The sequence below is a fragment of the Mycolicibacterium moriokaense genome, from assembly GCF_010726085.1.
Classification (GTDB): Bacteria; Actinomycetota; Actinomycetes; order Mycobacteriales; family Mycobacteriaceae; genus Mycobacterium; species Mycobacterium moriokaense.
The window spans coordinates 3,771,626-3,795,049 of record NZ_AP022560.1 but is presented as its reverse complement, the minus strand read 5'-3'; the positions used below and the strand labels follow the sequence as shown (position 1 = coordinate 3,795,049).

Here is a 23,424-nt window from a genome sequence, read left to right as displayed (position 1 = left end):
CATCGTTCAGCAGACGACCTCGTTCAACAGACGACCTCGTTCAACAGACGACCTCGTTCAACAGACGATCTGTCCGCCGAACAGGCCGGTGCCGCACTCGAAGGCCGCACCCGGCGGGACGTTCGGGCCATCCCAGACATTGCTCGGGCCGTAGTCGACCGAGCCGTCGAGGTTCCTGGTCGCCACATTGCCCGTGCCGTAGCTGACGTACTGCCAGGTGTGGCAGACGTTCATGTCCCAGACATAGACGCCTCCGGGCCCGGACGGCGGGAGCATGGATTGCCCCGGGCACCACTGATGTGGCACTGATGGCGCGGCCACCGCAGTGCCCGTGGTCACGCCCAAGCCTGCCGCGGCGAGACTGACCGACGCAAGCGCGCCGACGAGTATCCGTTTGGTAGACATGTACTTCCTCTTGTTCGGGCGTCGCTCTGATAGCGACGTCGTTCAGCCGAAGTACACCGCCTGGCCTTGGAATATTCTTGACGCAGCCGTAACTAGCTAAGTCGCTCGGCGAGTTCGCTCAGGTCCGCGGCCATCACATCAGGCGCAGGAACCCCACTGGCCGGCAGTGGCGCATTACCAGGACGGGTGATCAGCGCGGCGCCGAAACCCGCCGATTGCGCCCCCATGATGTCCCAAGGGTGGGCGGCCACCATCATGCATTGCGACGGCGCAACCCCCAGCGCTTCGGCCACTCCGGTGTAGAGGTGCGGGGCCGGCTTGAACACCCGCCAGGCGTCGACGCTGAACTGTTTCTCGAAGAACTCGGCGACGCCCGCGTTGTCCAGGGGCGTCGGCGCACCAGAACCGGTCGGGGAATTGGTCAGAGTGACAAGGCGAAAACCCTGCGCGCGCAGCGCGGCCAACCCGTCCGCCACGTCGGGGTGGGCGGGCATGGTGCGCATACCGTCTGCGAAGTCGTCGAGATCTCCGTCGGTGACCGGAATCCGTCGAATGTCACCGAGCATCCGCAACACGGCCTGTCCGAGCGTGAAGAAGTCGACGTAGTTCTCCGACAGGGTGACAGCCATGGAGTACATGACGAGCTGGTTGTACCACTCGCGAACCACGCTGCGGTCGCCGAACAGCCGCTCGAAATGCGGTTCGAGTGCGTCGATGTCGAGCAGGGTCTCGTTCACGTCGAACACCAGAACCGAAGGGCGGTCAGCCATTCCGATGGCCCCGCTCCTGAAGGACCCAGTTGTTGCCGTCGGGATCGTCGAAGTCGGCGAAGCTGGCGTAGTCGGACCGTTGCGGGTCGAGGCCCAGGCGATAACGACCCCGCCACGACCCGTTGTCGATGTCCTTGTGGCGAATGGACGTCACACCGACACCGTGGTCGACGAGCTCATCGCGCGCCGCGCCGATGTCGTCCACAACGAGATACAGGCCCTGCACAGAGCCGGGGTGCGCGTCGGTGAGCCCGACGCCGAACTGAATCGAGGTGCTGGATCCGGGCGGCGTCAGCTGCACGACGCGAAAGTCAGGCGCGGGTGCATAGTCGACGTCGAGCGTGAAACCGAGCCTGTCCCGGTAGAAATCCAGCGACTTGTCGACGTCAGAGACCGGCAGGATCACAACCTCCAGTGTCGCCCTCACGATGCGCTCCGCGCGGTGTTCTGCAGCACCTCGTCGGCGTCCAGTCCGCGGTCGATGCCGTGGGCGACCACGGTCTGGCCCGGTTCGAGCCGCAGGCGTCGATCGTCGAGCCATACCTCGATCTTGTCAGGTTCGAAGGACACCAGCCCGCTCACCCGGCCGGACTCCGGCCACGCGTTGAGGTAGGACCAGGCGGCCTTCTGGTTCTCGCCGACGGTGTAGTAGTCGGCCAGGCCTTTGTATGGGCAGAACGTCTGGCCCTCAACGTGGTCGAGTTGTGTCTCGTCGATGTCCTCGCGCGGCACGTACCAGCGCGGCGCGAAACCCGACTCGTACAGCACCACCGGCCGGTGGGTGTCGGCGACGACCCGTTCGCCGTCGCGGACGACGAGATGGCGTGACGTGTTCCGGATGTCGATCCGGTGGTACGGATCCGCCGCATGCCCGACGATGCGGTCGTCCTCCTCGTAGAAACCGTCCATCGCCCGCCACGCGAAGGCGACGCGGTTCGTCAGCTCGACGGCGTAGTCCGGAAGCGTGATGTGCTCCCACGCCGCGTGGGGGAGGCGTCGATCGCCGACCACCACGGTGTACCACTGCATGTCTCCCAGATCGCCGTGCTGGGTGACGCGGTTCTCGGCGATCAAAATCCCGTCGACGATGTCGTCGCGCGGAAAGTAGGCGACGGGGTAGCGCCCCGGTTCGTGCAGCGCCAGCACGTTCTCGCTGTCGGCGATCCACTCGTCACCCACGCGCACCCGCATCCGGCGGCGCAGCGGCTCGGCGAACAGCAGGTGTTCGGGTATCGGTTGTGCGGTCAGGAAACGTCCGATCGAACCCGCGGCCAGCGGGCTTTGCTGCCATGCCAGTCCCATTGTCGTGTCCCTTCTTTCGCTATGTAGTGGTTCGATGCAGGAAGTCGCGGATCAGGCCGGTGACCTCCTCGGCAGCGGTCTCCAACAGGAAGTGGCCGCCGTCGAGCAGGTGGATCTCGGCGTCCGGCGCGTCCTTACCGAAGGCACGGGCGCCGTCCGGCCCGAAGATCGGGTCGCCCTCACCCCACACCGCGAGCACCGGCACTCCGCTGGTGCGCAGGTACTCGTGCAGGGCCGGGTACATGGGCGCGTTGGTCGCGTAGTCGCGGAACAGCTTGAGCTGGATCTCGTCGTTACCGGGCCGACTCACCAACGCGAAGTCATGCATCCAGGTGTCAGGGCTGACGAGCGATTCGTCACTGACGCCGGTCACGTACTGCCACCGGATTCCCTCGACGCTGAGCGCCGTGCGCACGGTCGCCTCGGTTTCGGGGTTCTGCTCGCGGTGGTAGTCCCACACCGAGGCCCAGAAGCTCTCGACGAAGCCGTCGTCGTAGCCGTTGCCGTTCTGCGTGACGATCGCGGTGATCGCCTGCGGGCGGCGTAGGGCCAACCGCCATCCGATCGGGGCGCCGTAATCCTGGACGTAGATCGCGTACCGGGTCAGTCCCAGCTGGTCGAGCAGTCCGTCGGTGAGATCGGTCAACGCATCGAAGGTGTAGTCGAATTCGTCGACGCCGGGTGCGTCGGACAGTCCGAAGCCGAGGTGGTCCGGTGCGATCACGTGGTAGTGATCGGCCAGCCGGGGGATCAGGTCGCGGAACATGAACGAACTCGTCGGAAAGCCGTGCAGCAGGACCAACGCCGGCGCGTCCGCTGGACCCGCCTCGCGGTAGAACAGCCGATGGCCGCCGACGGTGGCGTAGCGATGGTGGACCTGGACTCCCATGACTAACTCCTTTAAGTAGTTTTAGCAGTTAGTGACAGTGAACTCCTCGTGATGTAACCTGTCAATAGCACTTTGGAGGTTAGACATGGATCTGGTGGCAGTAGGCCCGTCCGACGAGGCGTTATTGCTGGACCTACTCAACACAACGCCTGTGGTCGACGGCATCGTGCACGACGGCCTCGCGAATTCGACTGCGGCGAAAGCCTGGATGCGTGCCCACGGCATCGCCGCCACAAAAGACGAGGAAGCCTCGCTGCTCGAGGCGCGATCCGCATTGCAGAGGGTGGTGCGTGGCGAGATCGGGCCCAAAGCGCTCAACCGATTCGTGGCGGACGTTCGTTTGCGACCCGTCGTGGACGGCGACGGGTTGGACTGGCGACTCGAGGGGGGTGCCACCGGTGCGGCGCGCGCCGTGCTGGCCTGGGATGCCCTGCGGATCTCGAGTCCCGGCCGGCTACGGCCGTGTGCGAATACCGAATGCCAGCTGTTCCTCATCGACCGCAGCAAGCCCAATACCGCCCGCTGGTGTTCGATGGCCATCTGCGGAAACCGGATGAAGGCCCGTCGGCACTACCGTCGCGCACGTGCGGTCGACGCATGACGGCGCCGGGCCCACCGACGGTGGTGTCTGTCAACGTGGGCATGCCCACCGATGTGGCGTGGCGGGGCAGGACCGTTCACACCGGCATCTACAAGAAGCCCGTGGCGGGCCCGGTGATGGTGCGTCGGCTCAACATCGACGGCGACGGCCAGGGCGACCTGGCCGGCCACGGCGGCGAACAACGCGCGGTGATGGTGTATCAGACCGAGTCATACGACCATTGGCGGCGTCACTTCGGACGCGACGACCTGCGCCCCGGGATGTTCGGCGAGAACTTGACGATCACCGGGCTGAGCGATGAGGAGGTCTGCATCGGCGACAGGTATCGGATCGGCCACGCCGAGTTCGAGGTCACTCAACCACGGGTGACGTGTTTTCGGGTCGGCATGCGCCTCGGCGAACCCGAGATGCCCAATCTCCTTGTGGCCCACCATCGCCCGGGCTTCTACTTCCGCGTCATCGAAGAAGGTCTTGTCGCGGCGGGCGACGAGATCGTACGGACACGGCGTGGCCGCCACGAACTGAGCGTCGCCGACATCGATGCGCTGTTGTATCTGCCCGACCGCGACGTGGGCATGCTCCGGCGCGCGGTCGACGTACCCGCGCTGAGCCCGGGCTGGCGGCAGTCCTTCGCGGAACTCCTCGCGGAGAACGACAAGCCGGCGATGCCACCGCCGATCGGCGTCGAACCGGGGTGGAGCGGCTTTCACACCCTGCGTGTCGCGCAAACCCGCCGGGAGAACTCCGCCGTGCTGTCGATCGAGCTGGAAGCCACCGACGGTGCCGCATTGCCGGTCGCGCGTCCTGGCCAATTCCTGACGCTGCGGTTCCCTGCCGGTGATCCCGCACCGCTGCGCAGCTACTCGTTGTCGAACTCCGGTGCGGGGACGCGCTACCGGATCAGCGTGAAACGCGAAGAACACGGTCACGTCAGCAGCTGGATTCACGACAACGTCCGCGCAGGCACCCTTGTGCAGGCCGCTGCCCCGCGCGGTGACTTCTATCTGACCGACGGGGCGGAACCGGTCGTGCTCGTGTCGGCGGGAATCGGCATCACACCCGTGCTCGCGATGCTGCATGAGCTCGCAACGCGGCGCAGTGCGCGGGAGATCTGGTGGCTGCATATCACCCGCGACGCCGAAAGCCTCGCGTTCAGCGAGGAAGTCGGCGAGCTGATGGAGTCGCTGACCAACGCGCATCAGCGCGTGTTCTTTACGGCGGAGTCCGGTCGACCCGACGCGGCGGCGATCGCCGCGCTCGGCCTGCCCACCGACGCCGCCGCCTATCTGTGTGGGCCCGTGCTCTTCATGGCGGACATGCGCGACGCGTTGGCGTCGGCGGGTATCGATCAGACCCGGATCCGCACCGAACTGTTCGGCGCGCTGCCGCCGATCAACCCGGGCATCACCGATACGCCACACACGGCACCGCACCTGCCAGCCGCGCCGCCGGGCACCGGGCCGCCGGTCGCATTCGCGCGCAGCGGGATCACCGTCAACTGGTCGGACAGCTACGACAGCATCCTCGAACTCGCCGAGGCGTGTGACGTCCCGACACGGTTCTCCTGCCGCAGCGGCGTATGTCATGTCTGCGCCACCGCGCTCGTGGACGGCGCGATCACCTACACGCAGCAGCCGCTCGAAACACCGACCGACGGGACCGTGCTGATCTGTTCGGCCCAACCGCGGGCGGAAGTCGTGTTGGACCTGTGAAACCGCCGACGTCCGTCACACTTGTCCGGTGGTCACGATTCCAGCCGTCGTGTGGCGCGGTGGGTTCGTCGTTCGGACGCTGACGATCGGCGTCGTCGTCGGACTCTGCCTCGGAATGTTGGCGTGGCTCGATTCGGGTTTCTGGCTTGCCGCGGTGATCGTGTTCGTCGTCGTCGGCACGTTCTACGGAATCTGGATGGCCCGCCGCATGGCGCGGTACTGGCCCGGCGCGAAGGAGTTGACCGGCGACGTGCGCGTCAGAGTGGCACGGGCGGTGCGGCGCGGCGAGGCTATCGATGACGCCCGGCTGGCGCAACCCGTCATCGACTACAGCCGCGGACTACACGCCGCCGCCGAGAAAAGGATGTGGCGCTGGTTACTCATCGTGATTCTCGCCGTCGCGGTGGGGACGGCGATCTGGGATTCGGTGGCCGGCTCATGGGGCAACACCGTGGCATCGGTCATCTATCTCGCGGCACTGCTGGTCGAATTGTTCTGGGTGCCGAAATGGCAGGCGCAGTTGTTGACGAACGCCGACCGGGCCGCCGCATCGGCCGCAAACGCAGCGGGAAACGCCCTGTAACGCCGGGCGCGATCTGGTAACTCAGTGAGTGTGAGCTTCGAGGCGACCTACGTCGGCACCCGCCGCCAACTGCGTGGGGTGGCCGAAAGCCTGATCGCCGGTCCGCAGTACCGATCGTCGGGAACGATCCGGCTGGCCGTGCGCCCGGACGGCTTCGCGGCGGTGACCATCCCGGTCGCGGTGCACGGCATCGATCTGGTGCTGCCCAACGACGCGGTGCGGCTGGAGGGACCGATGAGTTGGATCGCCGACGCTGCGGGCATCGTCGCGGGTCCACCCGATGACGTGTATCCGATCGTCGATCCGCTTCCTCCCGACATCGATCTGCGGCTCGACCCCGAGGCCGCGGAATGGGTCAACCGAAGCCACTACGCCGGCGGCTACGCGCTGAAGACCTTTCTGCCCCAATGTCATCCGGTGCTCTGGCCCGAGCACTTCGATGTGGCTGTGACCGACAACGAGGTGAACTACGGCGTCTCCGCGGGCGACGACCAGCACCCGCTGCCGTACGCGTACGTGGGCCCGTGGACGGTGCCGACGGGCCCGTTCTGGAATGCACCGTTCGGCGCGCTTTACCCGCTGGACCACGCCAGGAATGTCGACGATCTCACCAGCAGCATCGTCGACTTCTTCGAACGCGGCCGTCGTGAGTTGTCGAAGGCATCTTGATCGCCGCCGTCGACGAATCCGGACTCGTCGCCGCGCTACGCGCCGGTGACGAGACCGTCTTCGCGCACCTGGTGGACCAACACACACCCGCCCTGCTGCGCGTGGCCCACGGATACGTGTCCAGCCACGAGATCGCCGAAGAGGTGGTCCAGGAGACGTGGATCGCGCTGATCAAGGGGATCGACGGATTCGAAGGCCGATCCTCTTTGCGCACTTGGCTTTTCAGCGTGATGATCAACATCGCCAAGGCCCGCGGGAAGAGGGAGCGCCGCGACGCGGACGCGGCGATCGCGGCGTACACCGGCGGCACGGTGGACCCCTCCCGTTTCCGGGACGCCGACGACCCATATCCCGGTCACTGGAAACCGGACCAGGTGCCGCAAACGTTCCCCGACACCCCCGAGGGCTCGGTGTTGGGTGGCGAGCTCGTCGAGGTGGCCCGCCGTGAAATCGACAAGCTGCCGCAGCGGCAGCGGATCGTGGTCGCGCTGCGCGACATGCTCGGGTTCGACTCGAAAGAAGTGTGCGAGTTGCTCGACATCAGCGTGGCCAACCAACGGGTGCTGTTGCACCGCGGCAGGGCCGTCGTCCGGCTGGCGCTCGAGGACTATCTGGCGGAGGCCGCATCATGACCGACTACGCGATGGACTGCAACGAACTCGTCGAGCTGGTGACCGCCTACCTCGACAGGGCGCTGGATCCGGACACCCGGGCCCGTTTCGACCGTCACCTACTCGAATGCGAAGGCTGCGAGAACTACCTTCAGCAGTTCCGTGAGACCGTTGAAACCGTCGGCAGGATCCGCGACGACGAGCTCGATCCGGCCTTCCGGAAACGTCTGCTCGACGCCTTCAGGGACTTCCACTGAACCGGCCGAACGGCCATGGCTGTTTTGCCTTGACCACATACTGGGAACAGAGTGCTCGAGCCCGACGTTAGGAGAAGCGTGGCTACCAGAGACATCACCGCTGAAGAATTCAACGACACCATCACGGGCAACGACATCGTGCTGGTGGACTTCTGGGCGTCCTGGTGCGGCCCGTGTAAGGCTTTCGCCCCGACGTTCGCTGCATCCTCTGAGCAGCATCCCGACGTCGTCTACGCGAAGGTCGACACCGAGGCCGAGCAGCAGCTGGCGGCCGCAGCTGAGATCCGCTCCATCCCCACGCTGATGGTGTTCAAGAAGGGAAAGCTGGTGTTCAACCAGGCCGGCGCCCTTCCGCCCGCCGCGCTGGAGGACCTCGTTCAGCAGGTGAAGGCGTTCGACGTGGACGCGGCGATCGCCGCGCAGGAGAACGGTCAACCGAACTAAGCGGTTGCACGCGATAGCGTGCAGTCCGTGAGCGAGCACTCAGGCCCTCAGTCAGGCCCTGCAGAAGACCGTTTCGTCCTCGTCGACCGGCCGCGGCCCAACGTCGCGCTGGTGACGCTCAACCGCCCCGAGCGGATGAACTCTATGGCGTTCGACGTCATGGTTCCACTGAAGAAGGTCCTCGACGACCTCAACTACGACAACTCCGTGCGGGTGATAGTCCTCACAGGGGCGGGGCGTGGTTTCTCGTCGGGTGCGGACCACAAGTCGGCCGGCTCGGTGCCGCACGTCGACGGCCTGACCCGGCCCACCTTCGCACTGCGGTCGATGCAGGTGCTCGACGACATCATCCTCGCCCTGCGCAAGATGCATCAGCCCGTCATCGCGGCGGTCAACGGTGCGGCCATCGGCGGGGGACTGTGTCTTGCGCTGGCCTGCGATATCCGCATCGCCGCAGCTGGGGCGTATTTCCGCGCCGCCGGCATCAACAACGGCCTGACCGCCAGCGAGCTGGGGCTGTCCTACCTGCTGCCCCGCGCGATCGGGACGTCGCGGGCGTTCGAGCTGATGCTCACCGGACGCGACGTCGACGCCGGGGAGGCCGCGCGCATCGGGCTGGTGTCGCAAGCCGTACCCGACGCCGACCTGCTCGAGGTCTGCTACGAAATGGGCGAGCGGATCGCGTCGTTCTCCCGGCCAGGAATCGAGTTGACCAAGCGCACGCTATGGAGTGGACTGGACGCCGGTAGCCTTGAGGCTCATATGCAGGCCGAAGGCCTGGGACAACTCTTCGTCCGACTGCTCACCGCCAATTTCGAAGAAGCGGTAGCCGCGCGCGCCGAACGACGGTCCCCGGTCTTCACAGACGACAAGTAACGGGAGAGCAGCGTGATCACCGCAACGGACCTCGAGGTCCGCGCAGGCGCGCGCACGCTGCTATCGACCGAAGGTGCCGCGCTGCGGGTGCAACCCGGTGACCGCATCGGGCTGGTCGGCCGCAACGGCGCGGGCAAGACGACCACGATGCGGATCCTGGCAGGCGAAGGTGAACCGTACGCGGGCTCGATCAGCCGCACCGGCGAAATCGGTTATCTGCCACAGGATCCCAGAGAGGGCGATCTCGACGTCCTGGCCCGCGACCGCGTGTTGTCCGCCCGCGGACTGGACACGCTGCTGGCCGACCTGGAGAAGCAGCAGGCGTTGATGGCCGAGGTCGCCGACGACGCCGCACGCGACAAGGCGGTTCGGCGTTACGGCCAACTCGAAGAACGGTTCGCCGCGCTCGGCGGATACGCCGCCGAAAGCGAGGCCGGTCGTATCTGCGCGAGTCTCGGTCTACCCGAACGGGTTCTGACCCAGCCCCTGCGCACGCTGTCCGGCGGGCAGCGCCGACGGGTGGAGCTGGCGCGCATCCTGTTCGCCGCGTCGGACACCGGGGCAGGGTCGTCCACCACGCTGCTGCTCGACGAACCCACCAACCACCTCGACGCCGACTCGATCGGCTGGCTGCGCGAGTTCCTGCATCAGCACAAGGGCGGGCTCATCATCATCAGCCACAACGTCGACCTGTTGGCCGAGGTCGTCAACCGGGTCTGGTTCCTCGACGCGGTGCGCGGTGAGGTCGACGTCTACAACATGGGTTGGCAGAAGTATCTCGACGCGCGCGCCACCGACGAACAGCGTCGCCGCCGCGAACGGGCCAACGCCGAACGCAAGGCCACCGCGCTGCGTAACCAGGCCGCCAAGATGGGCGCCAAGGCCACCAAAGCTGTTGCCGCGCAGAACATGTTGCGCCGCGCCGACCGGATGATGGCCGCGTTGGACGAGGAACGGGTCGCCGACAAGGTGGCCCGGATCAAGTTCCCGACGCCCGCGCCCTGCGGTCGCGTCCCGCTTGTCGCGAAGGGTCTGACGAAGAACTACGGCTCGCTGGAGGTGTTCACCGGCGTGGACCTGGCCATCGACCGCGGATCGCGTGTCGTGGTCCTTGGCCTCAACGGCGCGGGTAAGACGACGCTGCTGCGGCTGCTGGCGGGCGCCGAGACACCGGACGCGGGCACGCTCGAACCCGGGCACGGACTGAAGCTCGGCTACTTCGCACAGGAGCACGACACGCTCGACGACCGCGCGACGGTGTGGGAGAACATCCGTCATGCGGCACCCGACACCGGCGAGCAGGATCTGCGGGGCCTGTTGGGCGCGTTCATGTTCAGCGGTCCGCAGCTCGAGCAGCCTGCCGGCACGCTGTCGGGTGGTGAGAAGACCAGGTTGGCCCTGGCCGGCCTCGTCGCGTCGACGGCCAACGTCCTGCTGCTCGACGAGCCGACCAACAACCTCGATCCCGCCTCGCGTGAACAGGTGCTCGACGCGCTGCGCAGCTATGTCGGCGCGGTCGTACTGGTGACGCACGATCCGGGCGCGGCCGAAGCGCTGAACCCGCAGCGGGTGGTGCTGCTGCCCGACGGCACCGAGGACTTCTGGTCCGACGACTACCGGGATCTCATCGAGCTGGCCTGAGCCGGAAAAGCAGAACCGTTTCACCGATTTTCGCCTCCGCGGTGTAACTGCTTCCTACGCTGGGTATGCGTCGGGAATCAATCGCACGGGGAGGTGTCGATGAAGAAACTGACCAAGGACAGGGATGAACTTCTCAACGAATTGAGGAGTGCATACGAAGGGGGCGCGAGCATTCGCACGCTGGTGGCGTCGACTGGTCGTTCATACGGATCGATTCACAGCATGCTGCGTGAGTCAGGGACTACGATGCGCAGCCGCGGGGGTCCGAATCACCGCAGCCGCAAACATTACGGCTGACCGTCGGGCTGCGCCTGACGCAGCGACGCCTCTACGAGGTCCAGTACGCCGCTGAGCTTTTCGGGATCGTCGCCCGAAGCCAGCCGCGCCACGAGGCCGTCGAGGACGAGATCGAGGTACGTCTGCAACACCGCACTCGGCACGTCGTCGCGTAGCCGGCCCGCCTGTTTCTGGCGGCGCAGCCGCGCGGTGGTGGCCGCCGACAGTTCGGCAGAGCGCTCCATCCAACCCCGGTGGAACTCGGGGTCGTTGCGCAGCTTGCGTGCGATCTCCAATCGGGTGGCCAGCCAATCGAACTGCTCAGGCGCCGCGAGCATGTCCCTCATCACCTGGACGAGGCCTTCGCGTGACGCCACGTCCGCCATCCGTTCGGCGTCCTCGCGCGCCAGCTCGAAGAACAGTGTGTCCTTGTCGCGGAAGTGGTGAAAGATGGCGCCGCGCGACAGCCCGATCGTCTGCTCGAGCCGTCGCACGGTCGCCTTGTCGTAGCCGTACTCCGCGAAGCACCGCCGGGCACCGTCAAGAATCTGCCGACGGCGCGCCGCCAAATGGTCGTCGGTGACCCGCGGCATTGCTTACGACCGCAGCATGTTGCGCAGGACGTACTGCAGAATGCCGCCGTTGCGGTAGTAGTCGGCCTCACCGGGTGTGTCGATGCGCACCACCGCGTCGAACTCGACCTTCGTGCCGTCGTCCTTCGTCGCCGTAACGTGCACCGTTTTGGGCGTCTTGCCGTTGTTGAGCTCCTCGATCCCGGTGATGTCGAACGTCTCGGTGCCGTCCAGCTTCAACGACGCCGCCGATTCGCCCTCCGGGAACTGCAGCGGGATGACACCCATACCGATCAGGTTCGACCGGTGGATGCGCTCGAACGATTCGGTGATCACCGCGCGCACACCGAGCAGCGACGTGCCCTTGGCCGCCCAGTCGCGCGACGATCCCGATCCGTACTCCTTGCCGCCGAGCACGACCAGCGGGATCCCCGCCGCCGCGTAGTTCTGCGCGGCGTCGTAGATGAACGCCTGCTCGCCGCCCTTGGTGAAGTCGCGGGTGTACCCGCCCGACACGTCGTCGAGCAGCTGGTTGCGCAACCGGATATTGGCGAACGTGCCCCGGATCATCACCTCGTGGTTGCCGCGGCGTGAGCCGTAGGAGTTGTAGTCCTTCTTGTCGACGCCGTGCGAATCGAGATACTGCGCGGCCGGGGTACCCGGCTTGATGCTGCCCGCAGGGGAAATGTGGTCGGTGGTCACCGAATCACCTAGCAGGGCGAGCACTCTGGCGCCCTTGATGTCGGTCACCGGCTCCGGCTCGGCGGGCATCCCGTCGAAGTACGGTGGCTTGCGCACGTACGTCGACTTGTCGTCCCATTCGAAGGTGTTGCCGCTGGGCGTCGGCAGGTTGCGCCAGCGGTCGTCACCCTTGAACACGTCGGCGTAGTTCTTCCGGAACATCTCGGTGTTGATCGCCGAGGCGATGGTGTCGTCGATGTCCTTCTGCGACGGCCAGATGTCCTTGAGGAACACGTCGTTGCCGTCGTTGTCCTTGCCCAGCGGCTCGGACTCGAAGTCGAAGTCCATGGTTCCCGCGAGCGCGTAGGCGATGACCAGCGGCGGGGACGCCAGATAGTTCATCTTCACGTCGGGGTTGATGCGTCCCTCGAAGTTGCGGTTACCCGACAGCACCGCGGTCACCGACAGGTCGGCGTCGTTGATCGCCTTGCTGATGTCCTCGGGCAGCGGACCCGAGTTGCCGATGCACGTCGTGCAGCCATAGCCGACGAGGTAGAAGCCGAGCTTCTCCAGATACGGCCACAGGCCGGCCTTGTCGTAGTAGTCGGTGACGACCTGAGAACCGGGCGCCATCGTGGTCTTGACCCACGGCTTGGTGGCCAGGCCTTTCTCGACTGCGTTCTTGGCGAGCAGGGCGGCGCCGAGCATCACCTCGGGGTTGGAGGTGTTGGTACAGGACGTGATCGCCGCGATCACCACGGCGCCGTGATCGATGATGCAGTCGCCCCGTTCGGAGTTCTTGATCTCCACGGGCTTGCTCGGCCTGCCGTTCGAGTTGGCCGCCGCGGACGGCACGACGGCGTCCTCATCGGCGAAGGACAGCGACACGGGATCGCTGGCCGGGAACGATTCCTCAACGGCCTCATCGACCTTGGTGTGCTCGACGGGCAGGTTCTCTTCGACGTAGTTGTGGATGTCCTTGCGGAAGGCGTTCTTCGCGTCGGTCAGCTCGATGCGGTCCTGCGGACGCTTGGGCCCCGCGATCGACGGCACCACGTCGGACAGGTCCAGCTCGATGTACTCGGAGAACTTCGGCTCGCGCGACGGGTCGTGCCACAGCCCCTGCTCCTTGGCGTACGCCTCGACGAGCGCCAGCTGCTCGTCGCTGCGGCCGGTCAACCTCAGGTAGTCGATGGTGACCTCGTCGATCGGGAAGATCGCTGCGGTGGAACCGAATTCGGGGCTCATGTTGCCCAGCGTGGCGCGGTTGGCGAGCGGCACCTCGGCGACGCCTTCGCCGTAGAACTCGACGAACTTGCCGACCACGCCGTGCTTGCGCAGCATGTCGGTGACGGTGAGCACGACGTCGGTGGCGGTCACGCCGGGACGGCGCTCACCGGACAGCTTGAAGCCAACGACGCGCGGGATCAGCATCGACACCGGCTGACCCAGCATGGCCGCCTCGGCCTCGATGCCGCCGACGCCCCAGCCCAGGACGCCGAGCCCGTTCTCCATCGTCGTGTGGCTGTCGGTGCCCACGCAGGTGTCGGGGTAGGCCACGCCGTCGCGCGACATCACCACGCTGGCCAGGTACTCGATGTTGACCTGGTGCACGATGCCGGTGCCCGGTGGCACGACCTTGAAGTCGTTGAAAGCGCCCTGGCCCCAACGCAGGAACTGATAACGCTCACCGTTGCGCTCGTACTCGATTTCGACGTTGCGCTCGAAAGCGTTGGCGGTACCGAACAAGTCGGCGATCACCGAGTGGTCGATCACCAGGTCAGCGGGCGCCAGCGGGTTGACCTTGTTCGGGTCGCCGCCGAGCTCGGCGACGGCCTCGCGCATGGTGGCGAGGTCGACGATGCACGGCACGCCGGTGAAGTCCTGCATGATCACCCGGGCGGGGGTGAACTGGATCTCGACGCTGGGATCGGCTGATGGATCCCAGTTCGCGATCGCCTCGATGTGGTCCTTGGTGATGTTGGCGCCGTCCTCGGTGCGCAGCAGATTCTCGGCGAGCACCTTGAGGCTGTAGGGGAGTTTCTCGGTACCGGGCACTGCGTCCAGGCGATAGATCTCGTAGCTGGCGTCCCCAACCTTCAGCGTGTCGCGGGCTCCGAACGAATTAACCGAATCTTTGCTGCTCACATCAACTCCCGGCTAGATCTCGCCGCGACGGGCTGTGTCTGCGGCGCTCCTCGACTCTAACAGTACGCTTGTCCTGTAAATAAACCCAGGGTGGTCTTAGTCTTCTCCACGTGCGCGCGTGCTGCCACCCAGTCCTATACCCATCACGTACGGTTCTCGTGTGATCGGACCGCAAGAAATTCCGTTCCTGCCGACGTACATCCCCACCGATGTGTGCGGGCCGGTCGGTAAGGATCCGGCGACGACTCCGGTCGACGAGTGTATGAACCTCGTCATCGCCGACATCAAGGACGACGGCGTGAGCGCATCGCCGACTCCGGAGAACGCCGGCCTGGCCGACGTCGTCGCCGAGGCCAAGCAGAAGGGCATCGACCTCAAGATCGTCGTGGTCGATCAGAACCCGCCGATCGACACCCCGCTGCGCGACGTCGCCACCGAAGTGGGGGAGGCATACCCGGGGTCGACGGTGTTGGTGCTCAGCCCGACGGAGTCCGGCACCTTCAGCACCACCTATGACCGGGTGACGTTGGAAGCGGGCCAGGACGTCGCGGAGGGCCGCGGTGCGGTGCAGGGATCGAAGAATTTCGTCAGCGAGTTGACGACCCAACATTTCCCGTGGACGACCTTCACGATTGTGGTCGTATTGCTGGTGATTGCGGCGGCCGTGGCTACGCGAATGTTGCAGAACCGCGCTAAACGGCAGAACACCCACTCATAGCCGAAAAGCGCCATGGCGCTGGGCTTTTGCGTAATTCCAGCGAAGCGAATATCACGGCCCGATAACGCTATTCGCAATTACAAACTTGTAGTTTGTGACTAAAGTTTCCTTGGCGTCAGTTGTGACGTACGGTGCATTCTGTAGCTGATGTTGCAGATGTGACTTCTGTGACTTCGCGTTTAGCCATAGGAGACCTTGTCCAATGAGACGCACCTCTAGCGCCTCTGCTGCGCAGCTATGCGGGCGGGTCTGCGCGATTCCCCTCACCGCCGGCATGCTGTTCGTCACACCGGGATTGGCCGTGCCGCCACCGGCTGCCGCAGACAGCATCGGGTCGCTGGTCGCCGCGGTCGCCAACGTCAACCAGAAGCTGGAGGACCTCGGCGCAGCGATCCTGCAGAAGCAGGAAAGCGTCAACAAGGCGATCGTCGATGTGCAGACCGCGCGTGACAACGCCGCCGCCGCGCAGCGCGAACTCGACGCCGCGACACAGCGCGTCAAGGACGCCGACATCGCGATCGAGGCCGCGCAGCAGCGGTTCGACACGTTCGCGGCCGCGACCTACATCAACGGTCCGTCGAGTTCGTATCTGACCGCCACCGACCCGAGCGACATCCTCAAGACCGCGGCAACCGGACAGACGCTGGCGGTCAGCACCCAGCGGGTGATCGCCGACCTGAAGCGCGCGCGCACCGAGCAGGTGAACAAGGAGTCGGCGGCGCGACTGGCCAAACAGAACGCCGACCAGGCGGTTCTCGACGCGGAGGCCAGCCAACAGGACGCGGTAGATGCGCTCACCGAGGCGCAGGAGACGTTCCGTGCTCAGCAGGTCGAAATGGACCGCCTGAAGGCCGAACGCGCTGCCGCACAAGCGAAGCTGGACGAGGCCCGCAAGTGGGCGGCCCCAGCAGCGAACGCCCCCGCCCAGCCGGCATCGGCCGCGACGGGCCCGTCGAACCCCGCGGCGGACTGGGACCGCGGCCCACAGCGGGTCGACCCGGCCACGGGCAACTGGGACACGCCGTGGGATCCGTTCCTGCCCGCGATCCCCAGCGCCTTCGTCAGCGGGGACCCGATTGCGATCATCAACCAGATCCTCGGCTACGCGGCGACCTCGGCACAGGTGACGCAGGACCTCGGGCGCAGCTTCCTGCAGAAGCTCGGCCTGTTGCCCACTCCGACCGGCTACACCAACAACGGCGCCATCCCGCACGTCTACGGGAGGCAGGCAACCGAATACGTGATCCAGCGCGCCATGTCGCAGCTAGGGGTGCCGTACTCATGGGGTGGCGGTAACGCCGCGGGCAAGAGCCGGGGCATCGACTCCGGTGCCAACACAGTCGGTTTCGACTGTTCGGGGCTGATGCTCTACGCGTTCGCGGGTGTCGGTATCAAGCTGGACCACTACTCGGGTTCGCAGTACAACGCGGGCCGCAAGGTGCCCTCTGCGGAGGCACGCCGTGGCGACATGCTCTTCTGGGGACCCAACGCCAGTCAGCACGTCGCCCTGTATCTCGGCGACGGAAAGATGATCGAGGCCCCGTACACCGGTTCGGTCGTCAAGGTCTCGCCAGTGCGCACCAGCGGCATGACCCCGTACGCGACACGTCTCATCGAATGGTGACGAGAAGGGTTGTTTTGCACTTCAGGCGATTTCGGTTCCTGTCCGGCATTCTGATGGTGGTTGCAGCGATAGCTGTCGCCGTCGGCGCGGCACTGCCCGCCGCGGCGGCGCCCGATGACGGTCAATGGGATCCCACGCTGCCGAAGATCCTCAGCGCGGGCGCGCCGGGGGATCCGCTGTCCATCGCCAACGCGTCACTGGCGGCGACGGCACAGGCCACCGAGGCCACGATGGATCTCGGCCGCAAGTTCCTAGCCACGCTCGGCTTCGGCCCGCCGGCGACGGCCAGCGTCGCGCCCGGCCGGGTGCGCGGGCCCCAGGCCATCGAGTACGTCATCCGGCGCGGCGCCTCCCAGATCGGCACCCCGTACTCCTGGGGCGGCGGCAAGCCCACCGGGCCGAGCACCGGCGTCGACTCCGGCGCCAACATCGTCGGCTACGACTGCTCTGGCTTCACCCAGTTCGCGTTCGCGGGCGTCGGCGTGCTGATCCCGAAGTACTCCGGCGATCAATACAACACCGGGCGCAAGGTGCCCACGAGCCAGGCCAAGCGCGGCGATCTGTTGTTCTGGGGCCCCGGCGGCAGCCAGCACGTCGCGCTCTACCTCGGCGGCGGCAAGATGCTCGAGTCCGGTGGCAACGCAGGCAAGGTCACCGTCAGCCCGGTGCGTACCGCGGGCCTGCAGCCGTATGTGGCGCGAATAATCGAAACCTGAGCGACAGCTGAGCAAACCCTGAGCTGCTGCTAGCAATGCTGCTCATGTGGGCGCCACGCGGCCGGGCAACGTCGACGGATGCCCACGTGCCTGGAATAGTTGACGACGAGCATGCGGCGGACAAGGTGCCGCCGAGGCCGAAGACCGGCCATATACCGATGTGGGAGGACCGTTGATGACGTCACCGAGTGGGCCGCCGCAGGGCGCCGGAGGGTATTCCGGGCAGGGCCCCGCGCAGGGTTACCCCCCCGGCCCGGGCGGATCGCACTCCGCACCGGTCAACAACGGGGGCCTCCAACAGGAGGTCCACACCCTCGAGCGCGCGATCTTCGAGGTCAAGCGGATCATCGTGGGCCAGGACCAGCTGGTCGAGCGGATGCTCGTCGGCCTGCTCGCGAAGGGCCACGTGCTCCTCGAAGGCGTGCCCGGCGTGGCCAAGACGCTGGCCGTCGAGACGTTCGCCAAGGTCGTGGGTGGCACGTTCGCGCGTATCCAGTTCACCCCCGACCTGGTGCCCACCGACATCGTCGGCACCCGGATTTACCGCCAGGGCAAGGAGGAGTTCGACATCGAACTCGGTCCCGTCGTGGTGAACTTCCTGCTCGCCGACGAGATCAACCGTGCCCCGGCAAAGGTGCAGTCGGCGCTGCTCGAGGTCATGGCCGAGCGCAAGATCTCGATCGGCGGCAAGACGTTCCCGCTGCCCGCGCCGTTCCTGGTGATGGCCACGCAGAACCCGATCGAGCAGGAGGGCGTCTACGCGCTGCCCGAGGCGCAGCGCGACCGCTTCCTGTTCAAGCTCAACATCGACTATCCGACGCCCGAGGAAGAGCGCGAGATCATCTACCGGATGGGTGTCAAGCCGCCCGAGCCCAAGCAGGTGCTCGGCCCCAACGACCTGCTTCGCCTGCAGGACGTCGCCTCCAACAACTTCGTGCACCACGCGCTGGTGGACTACGTGGTGCGGGTCGTCACCGCGACGCGCGAGCCCGAGAAGTTCGGCATGCCGGATGCGAAGGCGTGGATCGCCTACGGCGCCTCACCGCGTGCCTCGCTGGGCATCATCGCGGCGTCCCGTGCGCTCGCGCTGGTGCGTGGGCGTGACTACGTCATCCCGCAGGACGTCGTCGAGGTGATCCCGGATGTGCTGCGCCACCGCCTAGTGCTGACGTACGACGCGTTGGCCGACGAGATCTCGTCCGAGACGGTGATCACCCGGATCCTGCAGACTGTTGGCCTGCCGCAGGTCAATGCCATTCCGCAGCAAGGACATTCGGTGCCGCCCGTGATGCCTGCTGCGGCGGCTGCGGCCAGCGGTCGGTGACTCAAACACCAGGCCGACCGACGCGCCAAGTCGATCTGCCGTCGCTCAAGCGCGGGGAGATCCGTGATCCCGCGCTGACGGCGGCGCTGCGCAAGCTCGAGCTGACCGTGCGTCGCAAGCTCGACGGCGTGCTGCACGGTGACCACCTCGGCCTGCTGCCCGGCCCGGGTTCGGAACCCGGCGAATCGCGGCTGTACCAGCCCGGCGACGACGTGCGCCGGATGGACTGGTCGGTCACCGCCCGCACGACGCATCCGCATGTGCGCCAGATGATCGCCGACCGCGAACTCGAGACCTGGCTCGTCGTCGACGTTTCGGCGAGCCTGGACTTCGGCACCGTGGGCTGCGAGAAGCGCGACCTGGCCGTGGCCGCGGCGGCGGCGATCACCTTCCTCAACAGCGGCGGAGGCAACCGGATCGGCGCCATCATCGCCAACGGCGACACGATGCGCCGGGTTCCCGCGCTGTCGGGGCGGATGCACGAGCAGGAGGTGCTGCGGGCCATCGCCACGATGCCGAAGGCGCCCCCGGGTGTGCGCGGCGATCTGGCGGCCGCCATCGACGCCCTGCGCAGGCCCGAACGTCGCCGCGGCATGGCGGTCATCATCAGCGACTTCCTCGGCCCGATCAACTGGATGCGCCCGCTGCGGGCCATTGCCGGTAGGCACGAGGTGTTGGGTATCGAGGTGCTCGATCCGCGCGACGTGGAACTGCCGCCCGTCGGTGACGTCGTCCTGCAGGACACCGAGACCGGCCGGACCCGTGAGTTCACCATCGATCCGCAGCTGCGCGACGACTTCGCGAAGGCGGCGGCGGCCCACCGGGCCGAGGTGGCGCGGACGCTGCGACGCTGCGATGCACCGCTGCTGTCGCTGCGCACCGACAGGGACTGGATCGCCGACGTGGTCCGGTTCGTCGCCACCCGGCGCCTGGCCCTGGCTGGCCGCGCCTGAGGGCTCGACGTGAAATGCTAAGGCGTACATGACATTACCGATACTTGGACCGATAACACTTTCGGGTTTCGAGCACGCATGGTTCTTTCTGTTCCTGTTGGTCGTGCTCGGTGTCGTCGCGCTCTACATCGTGGTCCAGCTGGCCAGACACCGGCAGATGCTGCGGTTCGCCAACATGGAGTTGTTGGAAAGCGTTGCGCCCAAACGGCCGACGCGACGGCGGCACCTGCCCGCGATCCTGCTCGTCATCGCCTTGGTGTTCCTCACGGTGGCGATGGCAGGCCCGACGCATGACGTCCGGATTCCGCGCAACCGCGCCGTCGTGATGCTCGTCATGGACGTCTCGCAGTCGATGCGCGCCACCGACGTCTCACCCAATCGCATGGCCGCCGCGCAGGAGGCCTCCAAGCAGTTCGCCGACGAGCTCACCCCCGGCATCAATCTCGGGCTGATCGCGTACGCCGGGACGGCGACGGTGCTCGTCTCGCCGACCACCGGCCGCGAGGCCACCAAGGCGGCGATCGACAAGCTGCAGTTCGCCGACCGCACCGCAACGGGTGAGGGCATTTTCACTGCGCTGCAGGCGATTGCCACCGTGGGCGCGGTGATCGGGGGTGGCGACGAACCGCCGCCTGCGCGCATCGTGTTGTTCTCCGACGGTAAGGAGACGGTGCCGTCGAACCCGGACAACCCGAAGGGTGCGTTCACCGCTGCCCGCACCGCCAAGGACCAGGGCGTGCCGATCTCGACCATCTCGTTCGGCACCCCGTACGGCTACGTCGAGATCAACGACCAGCGTCAGCCGGTGCCTGTCGACGACGAGATGCTCAAGGAGATCGCCGATCTGTCCGGCGGCGAGGCGTTCACCGCGTCCAGCCTCGAACAGCTGCGCCAGGTGTACGCCAACCTGCAGCAGCAGATCGGCTACGAAACGATCAGGGGCGACGCGAGTATCGGCTGGCTGCGGCTGGGTGCGCTGGCCCTGGCGCTCGCGGCGCTGTCGGCACTGTTCATCAACCGTCGTCTGCCGAACTAGGGATGACGATCTGATATGACGCTTCCGTTCCTGGGCCCGGTCTCACTCACGGGCTTCCAACACGTCTGGTGGCTGCTGTTCTTCCTTGTCATCCTGGCCGGTTTGGTGGGGCTGTACGTCGCCGCCCAGATCGCCAGGCGTAGGCGGCTTCAGCAGTTCGCGAACACCGAACTGCTCGACAGCGTGGCACCCAAACGTCCGAGTCCGTGGCGCCACGTTCCTGCGGCGCTGCTAGGGATCTCGTTGCTGCTGTGCACAATTGCGCTCGCAGGCCCCACCTACGACCAACGGCTGCCACGCAACCGCGCGGTCGTGATGATGGCCATCGACGTGTCACAGTCGATGCGGGCCACCGACGTGGAACCCGACCGGCTGACCGCGGCCAAGGAAGCTTCGAAACGATTCGTCGACGAGCTCACCCCGGGAATCAACCTGGGCGTGATCGCCTATGCGGGCACCGCCACGGTGCTGGTCTCGCCGACCACCAACCGGGACGCCAGCAGGCGCGCCATCGACAATCTGCAAGTCGCCGACCGCACCGCCACCGGCGAAGCGATCTTCACCGCACTGTCGTCGATCTCCACCGTCGGCGCGGTCATCGGGGGCGGCGATACACCCCCGCCCGCACACATCGTGCTGTTCTCCGACGGCAAGGAGACGGTGCCGAACAACCCCGACAATCCGAAGGGCGCGTTCACCGCCGCGCGCACCGCGAAGGACCAGGGTGTGCCGATCTCGACCATCTCGTTCGGTACCAAATACGGCGAGGTCGAGGTCAACGGCGAGAAGGTGCCGGTCCCCGTCGACGACGCGATGATGAAGAAGATCGCCCAGCTCTCCGGCGGTGAGTCCTACACCGCGTCCAATCTCGAGGAGCTCAACAAGGTCTACTCGACGCTGCAGGATCAGATCGGCTACGAGACCGTGCGCGGTGAGGCGACCACCGGCTGGCTGCGCCTCGGAGCCCTGATGGCCGCCATCGCGGCGGTGGCGGCCCTGCTGATCAACCGCCGGCTGCCTTTCTGAGGCGATTTCTTAAGAATGCTGTCGAGGCGATAGGTTGGCGGGCATGCCGGAATTCGTATCGCGTTCTGTACTCGTCACCGGTGGCAATCGCGGCATCGGACTTGCCATAGCTCAGCGGCTCGCGGCCGACGGCCACAAGGTCGCCGTCACGCACCGCGGATCCGGTGCACCGGAGGGGTTGTTCGGCGTGGTGTGCGACGTCACCGACAACGCGTCCGTCGATCGCGCCTTCAAAGAGGTCGAGGAGCACCAGGGCCCGGTCGAGGTGCTGGTGTCCAACGCAGGGATCTCCAAGGACGCCTTCCTCATCCGGATGACCGAGGAGCGGTTCGAAGAGGTCATCAACACCAACCTCACCGGCGCGTTCCGGGTGGCTCAGCGAGCGTCGCGCAGCATGCAGCGCAAGCGGTTCGGCCGGATCATCTTCATCGGGTCGGTCTCCGGCATGTGGGGCATCGGCAATCAGTCCAACTACGCGGCCGCCAAGGCGGGTCTGATCGGCATGGCCCGGTCGATCTCCCGGGAGCTCGCCAAGGCCGGCGTCACCGCGAATGTGGTGGCGCCGGGCTACATCGACACCGAGATGACCCGTGCGCTGGACGAGCGCATCCAGGAGGGCGCGCTGGACTTCATCCCGGCGAAGCGGGTCGGCACGGCGGAGGAGGTGGCCGGCGCGGTCAGCTTCCTGGCCTCCGAGGACGCGAGCTACATCGCCGGCGCGGTGATCCCGGTCGACGGCGGCATGGGCATGGGCCACTAGAAAGGAAAACCACAACATGGCAGGACTTCTGGAAGGCAAGCGGATCCTCGTCACGGGGATCATCACCGACTCGTCGATCGCGTTTCACATCGCCAAGGTCGCGCAGGAGGCGGGTGCCCAGCTGGTGCTGACCGGCTTCGACCGGCTGAAGCTGATCCAGCGCATCGCCGACCGGCTCCCGGAGAAGGCGCCGCTGCTCGAGCTCGACGTGCAGAACCAGGAGCACCTCGACTCGCTGGCCGGCCGCATCGCGGAGGTCATCGGCGAGGGCAACAAGCTCGACGGCGTCGTGCATTCGATCGGCTTCATGCCGCAGACCGGGATGGGCATCAACCCGTTCTTCGACGCGCCCTACGAGGACGTGTCCAAGGGCATCCACATCTCGGCGTACTCGTATGCGTCCCTTGCCAAGGCTACGCTGCCGATCATGAACCCGGGCGGCTCGATCGTCGGCATGGACTTCGACCCGACCCGCGCCATGCCCGCCTACAACTGGATGACCGTCGCCAAGAGTGCGCTGGAGTCGGTGAACCGGTTCGTGGCCCGCGAGGCGGGTCCGCACGGTGTCCGGTCGAATCTCGTTGCCGCGGGGCCGATCCGCACGCTGGCGATGAGCGCCATCGTCGGCGGTGCGCTCGGCGAGGAGGCCGGGGCCCAGATGAAGCTGCTCGAAGAGGGCTGGGATCAGCGGGCGCCGATCGGCTGGAACATGAAGGACCCGACGCCGGTCGCCAAGACTGTGTGCGCTCTGCTGTCGGATTGGCTGCCCGCCACGACGGGGACCGTCATCTACGCCGACGGCGGAGCCAGCACACAGCTGCTGTAGCTCG

Annotated in this window: 26 protein-coding genes; 19 read left to right on the top strand and 7 right to left on the bottom strand. The window is 66.3% G+C overall.

Translation table 11 applies throughout. The features are described 5' to 3' along the window. Window positions 1-57: 57 nt before the first annotated feature. From G6N43_RS18560 to G6N43_RS18540, 5 genes are all read right to left on the bottom strand, one after another. Window positions 58-405: a hypothetical protein gene (locus G6N43_RS18560; protein WP_133056533.1), complete on the bottom strand. Its 348-nt coding sequence runs from the start codon at window positions 403-405 to the stop codon at window positions 58-60. A 92-nt stretch (window positions 406-497) separates the two neighbouring features. Beyond that, window positions 498-1,175: a haloacid dehalogenase type II gene (locus G6N43_RS18555; protein WP_083149583.1), complete on the bottom strand. Its 678-nt coding sequence runs from the start codon at window positions 1,173-1,175 to the stop codon at window positions 498-500. Next, a complete protein-coding gene (locus G6N43_RS18550; protein WP_083149582.1) occupies window positions 1,168-1,602 on the bottom strand; it encodes a VOC family protein in 435 nt (144 codons plus the stop codon). Before G6N43_RS18550 ends, G6N43_RS18555 begins: the two co-directional genes overlap by 8 nt. Beyond that, the gene (locus tag G6N43_RS18545; protein WP_083149581.1) at window positions 1,599-2,477 is read right to left on the bottom strand and encodes a DUF427 domain-containing protein; all 879 of its coding nucleotides are present in this window, start codon (window positions 2,475-2,477) and stop codon (window positions 1,599-1,601) included. The genes G6N43_RS18550 and G6N43_RS18545 overlap by 4 nt, the downstream gene beginning before the upstream one ends. A 19-nt stretch (window positions 2,478-2,496) precedes the next feature. Further along, entirely contained in the window at window positions 2,497-3,366 is an 870-nt protein-coding gene (locus G6N43_RS18540; protein ID WP_083149580.1) for an alpha/beta fold hydrolase, read from the bottom strand. 85 nt (window positions 3,367-3,451) lie between these two features. Here G6N43_RS18540 and G6N43_RS18535 point away from each other — a divergent pair, with 85 nt between their 5' ends. The 10 genes from G6N43_RS18535 to G6N43_RS30550 all read left to right on the top strand — a co-directional run bounded on the left by G6N43_RS18535 (window position 3,452) and on the right by G6N43_RS30550 (window position 11,057). Further along, a complete protein-coding gene (locus G6N43_RS18535) occupies window positions 3,452-3,967 on the top strand; it encodes a CGNR zinc finger domain-containing protein (protein ID WP_083149579.1) in 516 nt (171 codons plus the stop codon). Further along, on the top strand, window positions 3,964-5,679 hold the full coding sequence (locus G6N43_RS18530) for an MOSC and FAD-binding oxidoreductase domain-containing protein (protein ID WP_083149578.1): 1,716 nt from the start codon (window positions 3,964-3,966) through the stop codon (window positions 5,677-5,679). Before G6N43_RS18535 ends, G6N43_RS18530 begins: the two co-directional genes overlap by 4 nt. A gap of 28 nt (window positions 5,680-5,707) precedes the next feature. Next, the gene (locus tag G6N43_RS18525; protein WP_083149577.1) at window positions 5,708-6,262 is read left to right on the top strand and encodes a hypothetical protein; all 555 of its coding nucleotides are present in this window, start codon (window positions 5,708-5,710) and stop codon (window positions 6,260-6,262) included. Window positions 6,263-6,286: 24 nt separating this feature from the next. After that, window positions 6,287-6,931, top strand: coding sequence for a hypothetical protein (locus G6N43_RS18520; protein WP_234810007.1), 645 nt, complete (start codon window positions 6,287-6,289; stop codon window positions 6,929-6,931). Next, window positions 6,928-7,563 (top strand): RNA polymerase sigma factor, encoded by a 636-nt coding sequence (locus tag G6N43_RS18515; protein WP_083149575.1) that lies wholly within the window; start codon window positions 6,928-6,930, stop codon window positions 7,561-7,563. The genes G6N43_RS18520 and G6N43_RS18515 overlap by 4 nt, the downstream gene beginning before the upstream one ends. Next, a complete protein-coding gene (locus G6N43_RS18510) occupies window positions 7,560-7,799 on the top strand; it encodes an anti-sigma factor family protein (protein ID WP_179967887.1) in 240 nt (79 codons plus the stop codon). The genes G6N43_RS18515 and G6N43_RS18510 overlap by 4 nt, the downstream gene beginning before the upstream one ends. A 78-nt stretch (window positions 7,800-7,877) precedes the next feature. Further along, a complete protein-coding gene (gene trxA / locus G6N43_RS18505) occupies window positions 7,878-8,243 on the top strand; it encodes a thioredoxin (RefSeq protein ID WP_083149574.1) in 366 nt (121 codons plus the stop codon). Between the two features lie 18 nt (window positions 8,244-8,261). Beyond that, window positions 8,262-9,119, top strand: coding sequence for an enoyl-CoA hydratase (locus G6N43_RS18500; RefSeq protein WP_083149573.1), 858 nt, complete (start codon window positions 8,262-8,264; stop codon window positions 9,117-9,119). Window positions 9,120-9,131: 12 nt separating this feature from the next. Continuing rightward, window positions 9,132-10,760 carry an ABC-F family ATP-binding cassette domain-containing protein gene (locus G6N43_RS18495; protein WP_083149572.1) on the top strand — a complete coding sequence of 543 codons (1,629 nt, stop codon included), beginning with the start codon at window positions 9,132-9,134 and terminating at the stop codon, window positions 10,758-10,760. Window positions 10,761-10,859: 99 nt separating this feature from the next. Then, on the top strand, window positions 10,860-11,057 hold the full coding sequence (locus G6N43_RS30550; RefSeq protein ID WP_083149571.1) for a helix-turn-helix domain-containing protein: 198 nt from the start codon (window positions 10,860-10,862) through the stop codon (window positions 11,055-11,057). Here G6N43_RS30550 and G6N43_RS18485 read toward each other — a convergent pair. Together G6N43_RS18485 and acnA are read right to left on the bottom strand one after the other, a co-directional pair. Next, window positions 11,048-11,629: a TetR/AcrR family transcriptional regulator gene (locus tag G6N43_RS18485; RefSeq protein WP_083149570.1), complete on the bottom strand. Its 582-nt coding sequence runs from the start codon at window positions 11,627-11,629 to the stop codon at window positions 11,048-11,050. The genes G6N43_RS30550 and G6N43_RS18485 overlap by 10 nt on opposite strands. 3 nt (window positions 11,630-11,632) lie before the next feature. Then, window positions 11,633-14,437 carry an aconitate hydratase AcnA gene (gene acnA / locus G6N43_RS18480; protein ID WP_083149569.1) on the bottom strand — a complete coding sequence of 935 codons (2,805 nt, stop codon included), beginning with the start codon at window positions 14,435-14,437 and terminating at the stop codon, window positions 11,633-11,635. A 160-nt stretch (window positions 14,438-14,597) separates the two neighbouring features. Here acnA and G6N43_RS18475 point away from each other — a divergent pair, with 160 nt between their 5' ends. The 9 genes from G6N43_RS18475 (at window position 14,598) to inhA (ending at window position 23,420) form a co-directional block, all read left to right on the top strand. Next, complete coding sequence (locus G6N43_RS18475) at window positions 14,598-15,155, top strand: Rv1476 family membrane protein (RefSeq protein ID WP_083149568.1); 558 nt, start codon at window positions 14,598-14,600, stop codon at window positions 15,153-15,155. Window positions 15,156-15,357: 202 nt separating this feature from the next. Beyond that, window positions 15,358-16,779, top strand: a complete 1,422-nt coding sequence (gene ripA, locus G6N43_RS18470) for an NlpC/P60 family peptidoglycan endopeptidase RipA (protein ID WP_083149567.1) — start codon at window positions 15,358-15,360, stop codon at window positions 16,777-16,779. 53 nt (window positions 16,780-16,832) lie between these two features. Beyond that, a complete protein-coding gene (ripB, locus tag G6N43_RS18465; protein WP_083149760.1) occupies window positions 16,833-17,495 on the top strand; it encodes an NlpC/P60 family peptidoglycan endopeptidase RipB in 663 nt (220 codons plus the stop codon). Window positions 17,496-17,670: 175 nt separating this feature from the next. Then, window positions 17,671-18,819 (top strand): chaperone MoxR1, encoded by a 1,149-nt coding sequence (moxR1, locus tag G6N43_RS18460; protein WP_083149566.1) that lies wholly within the window; start codon window positions 17,671-17,673, stop codon window positions 18,817-18,819. Next, on the top strand, window positions 18,816-19,772 hold the full coding sequence (locus G6N43_RS18455) for a DUF58 domain-containing protein (RefSeq protein ID WP_083149565.1): 957 nt from the start codon (window positions 18,816-18,818) through the stop codon (window positions 19,770-19,772). Before moxR1 ends, G6N43_RS18455 begins: the two co-directional genes overlap by 4 nt. Window positions 19,773-19,800: 28 nt before the next feature. Then, window positions 19,801-20,808: a VWA domain-containing protein gene (locus tag G6N43_RS18450; RefSeq protein ID WP_083149564.1), complete on the top strand. Its 1,008-nt coding sequence runs from the start codon at window positions 19,801-19,803 to the stop codon at window positions 20,806-20,808. A gap of 15 nt (window positions 20,809-20,823) precedes the next feature. Next, entirely contained in the window at window positions 20,824-21,834 is a 1,011-nt protein-coding gene (locus G6N43_RS18445; RefSeq protein WP_083149563.1) for a VWA domain-containing protein, read from the top strand. A gap of 43 nt (window positions 21,835-21,877) precedes the next feature. Beyond that, the gene (gene fabG1, locus G6N43_RS18440; RefSeq protein WP_083149562.1) at window positions 21,878-22,594 is read left to right on the top strand and encodes a 3-oxoacyl-ACP reductase FabG1; all 717 of its coding nucleotides are present in this window, start codon (window positions 21,878-21,880) and stop codon (window positions 22,592-22,594) included. Window positions 22,595-22,610: 16 nt separating this feature from the next. Then, the gene (inhA, locus tag G6N43_RS18435) at window positions 22,611-23,420 is read left to right on the top strand and encodes an NADH-dependent enoyl-ACP reductase InhA (RefSeq protein ID WP_083149561.1); all 810 of its coding nucleotides are present in this window, start codon (window positions 22,611-22,613) and stop codon (window positions 23,418-23,420) included. Window positions 23,421-23,424 lie beyond the last annotated feature (4 nt).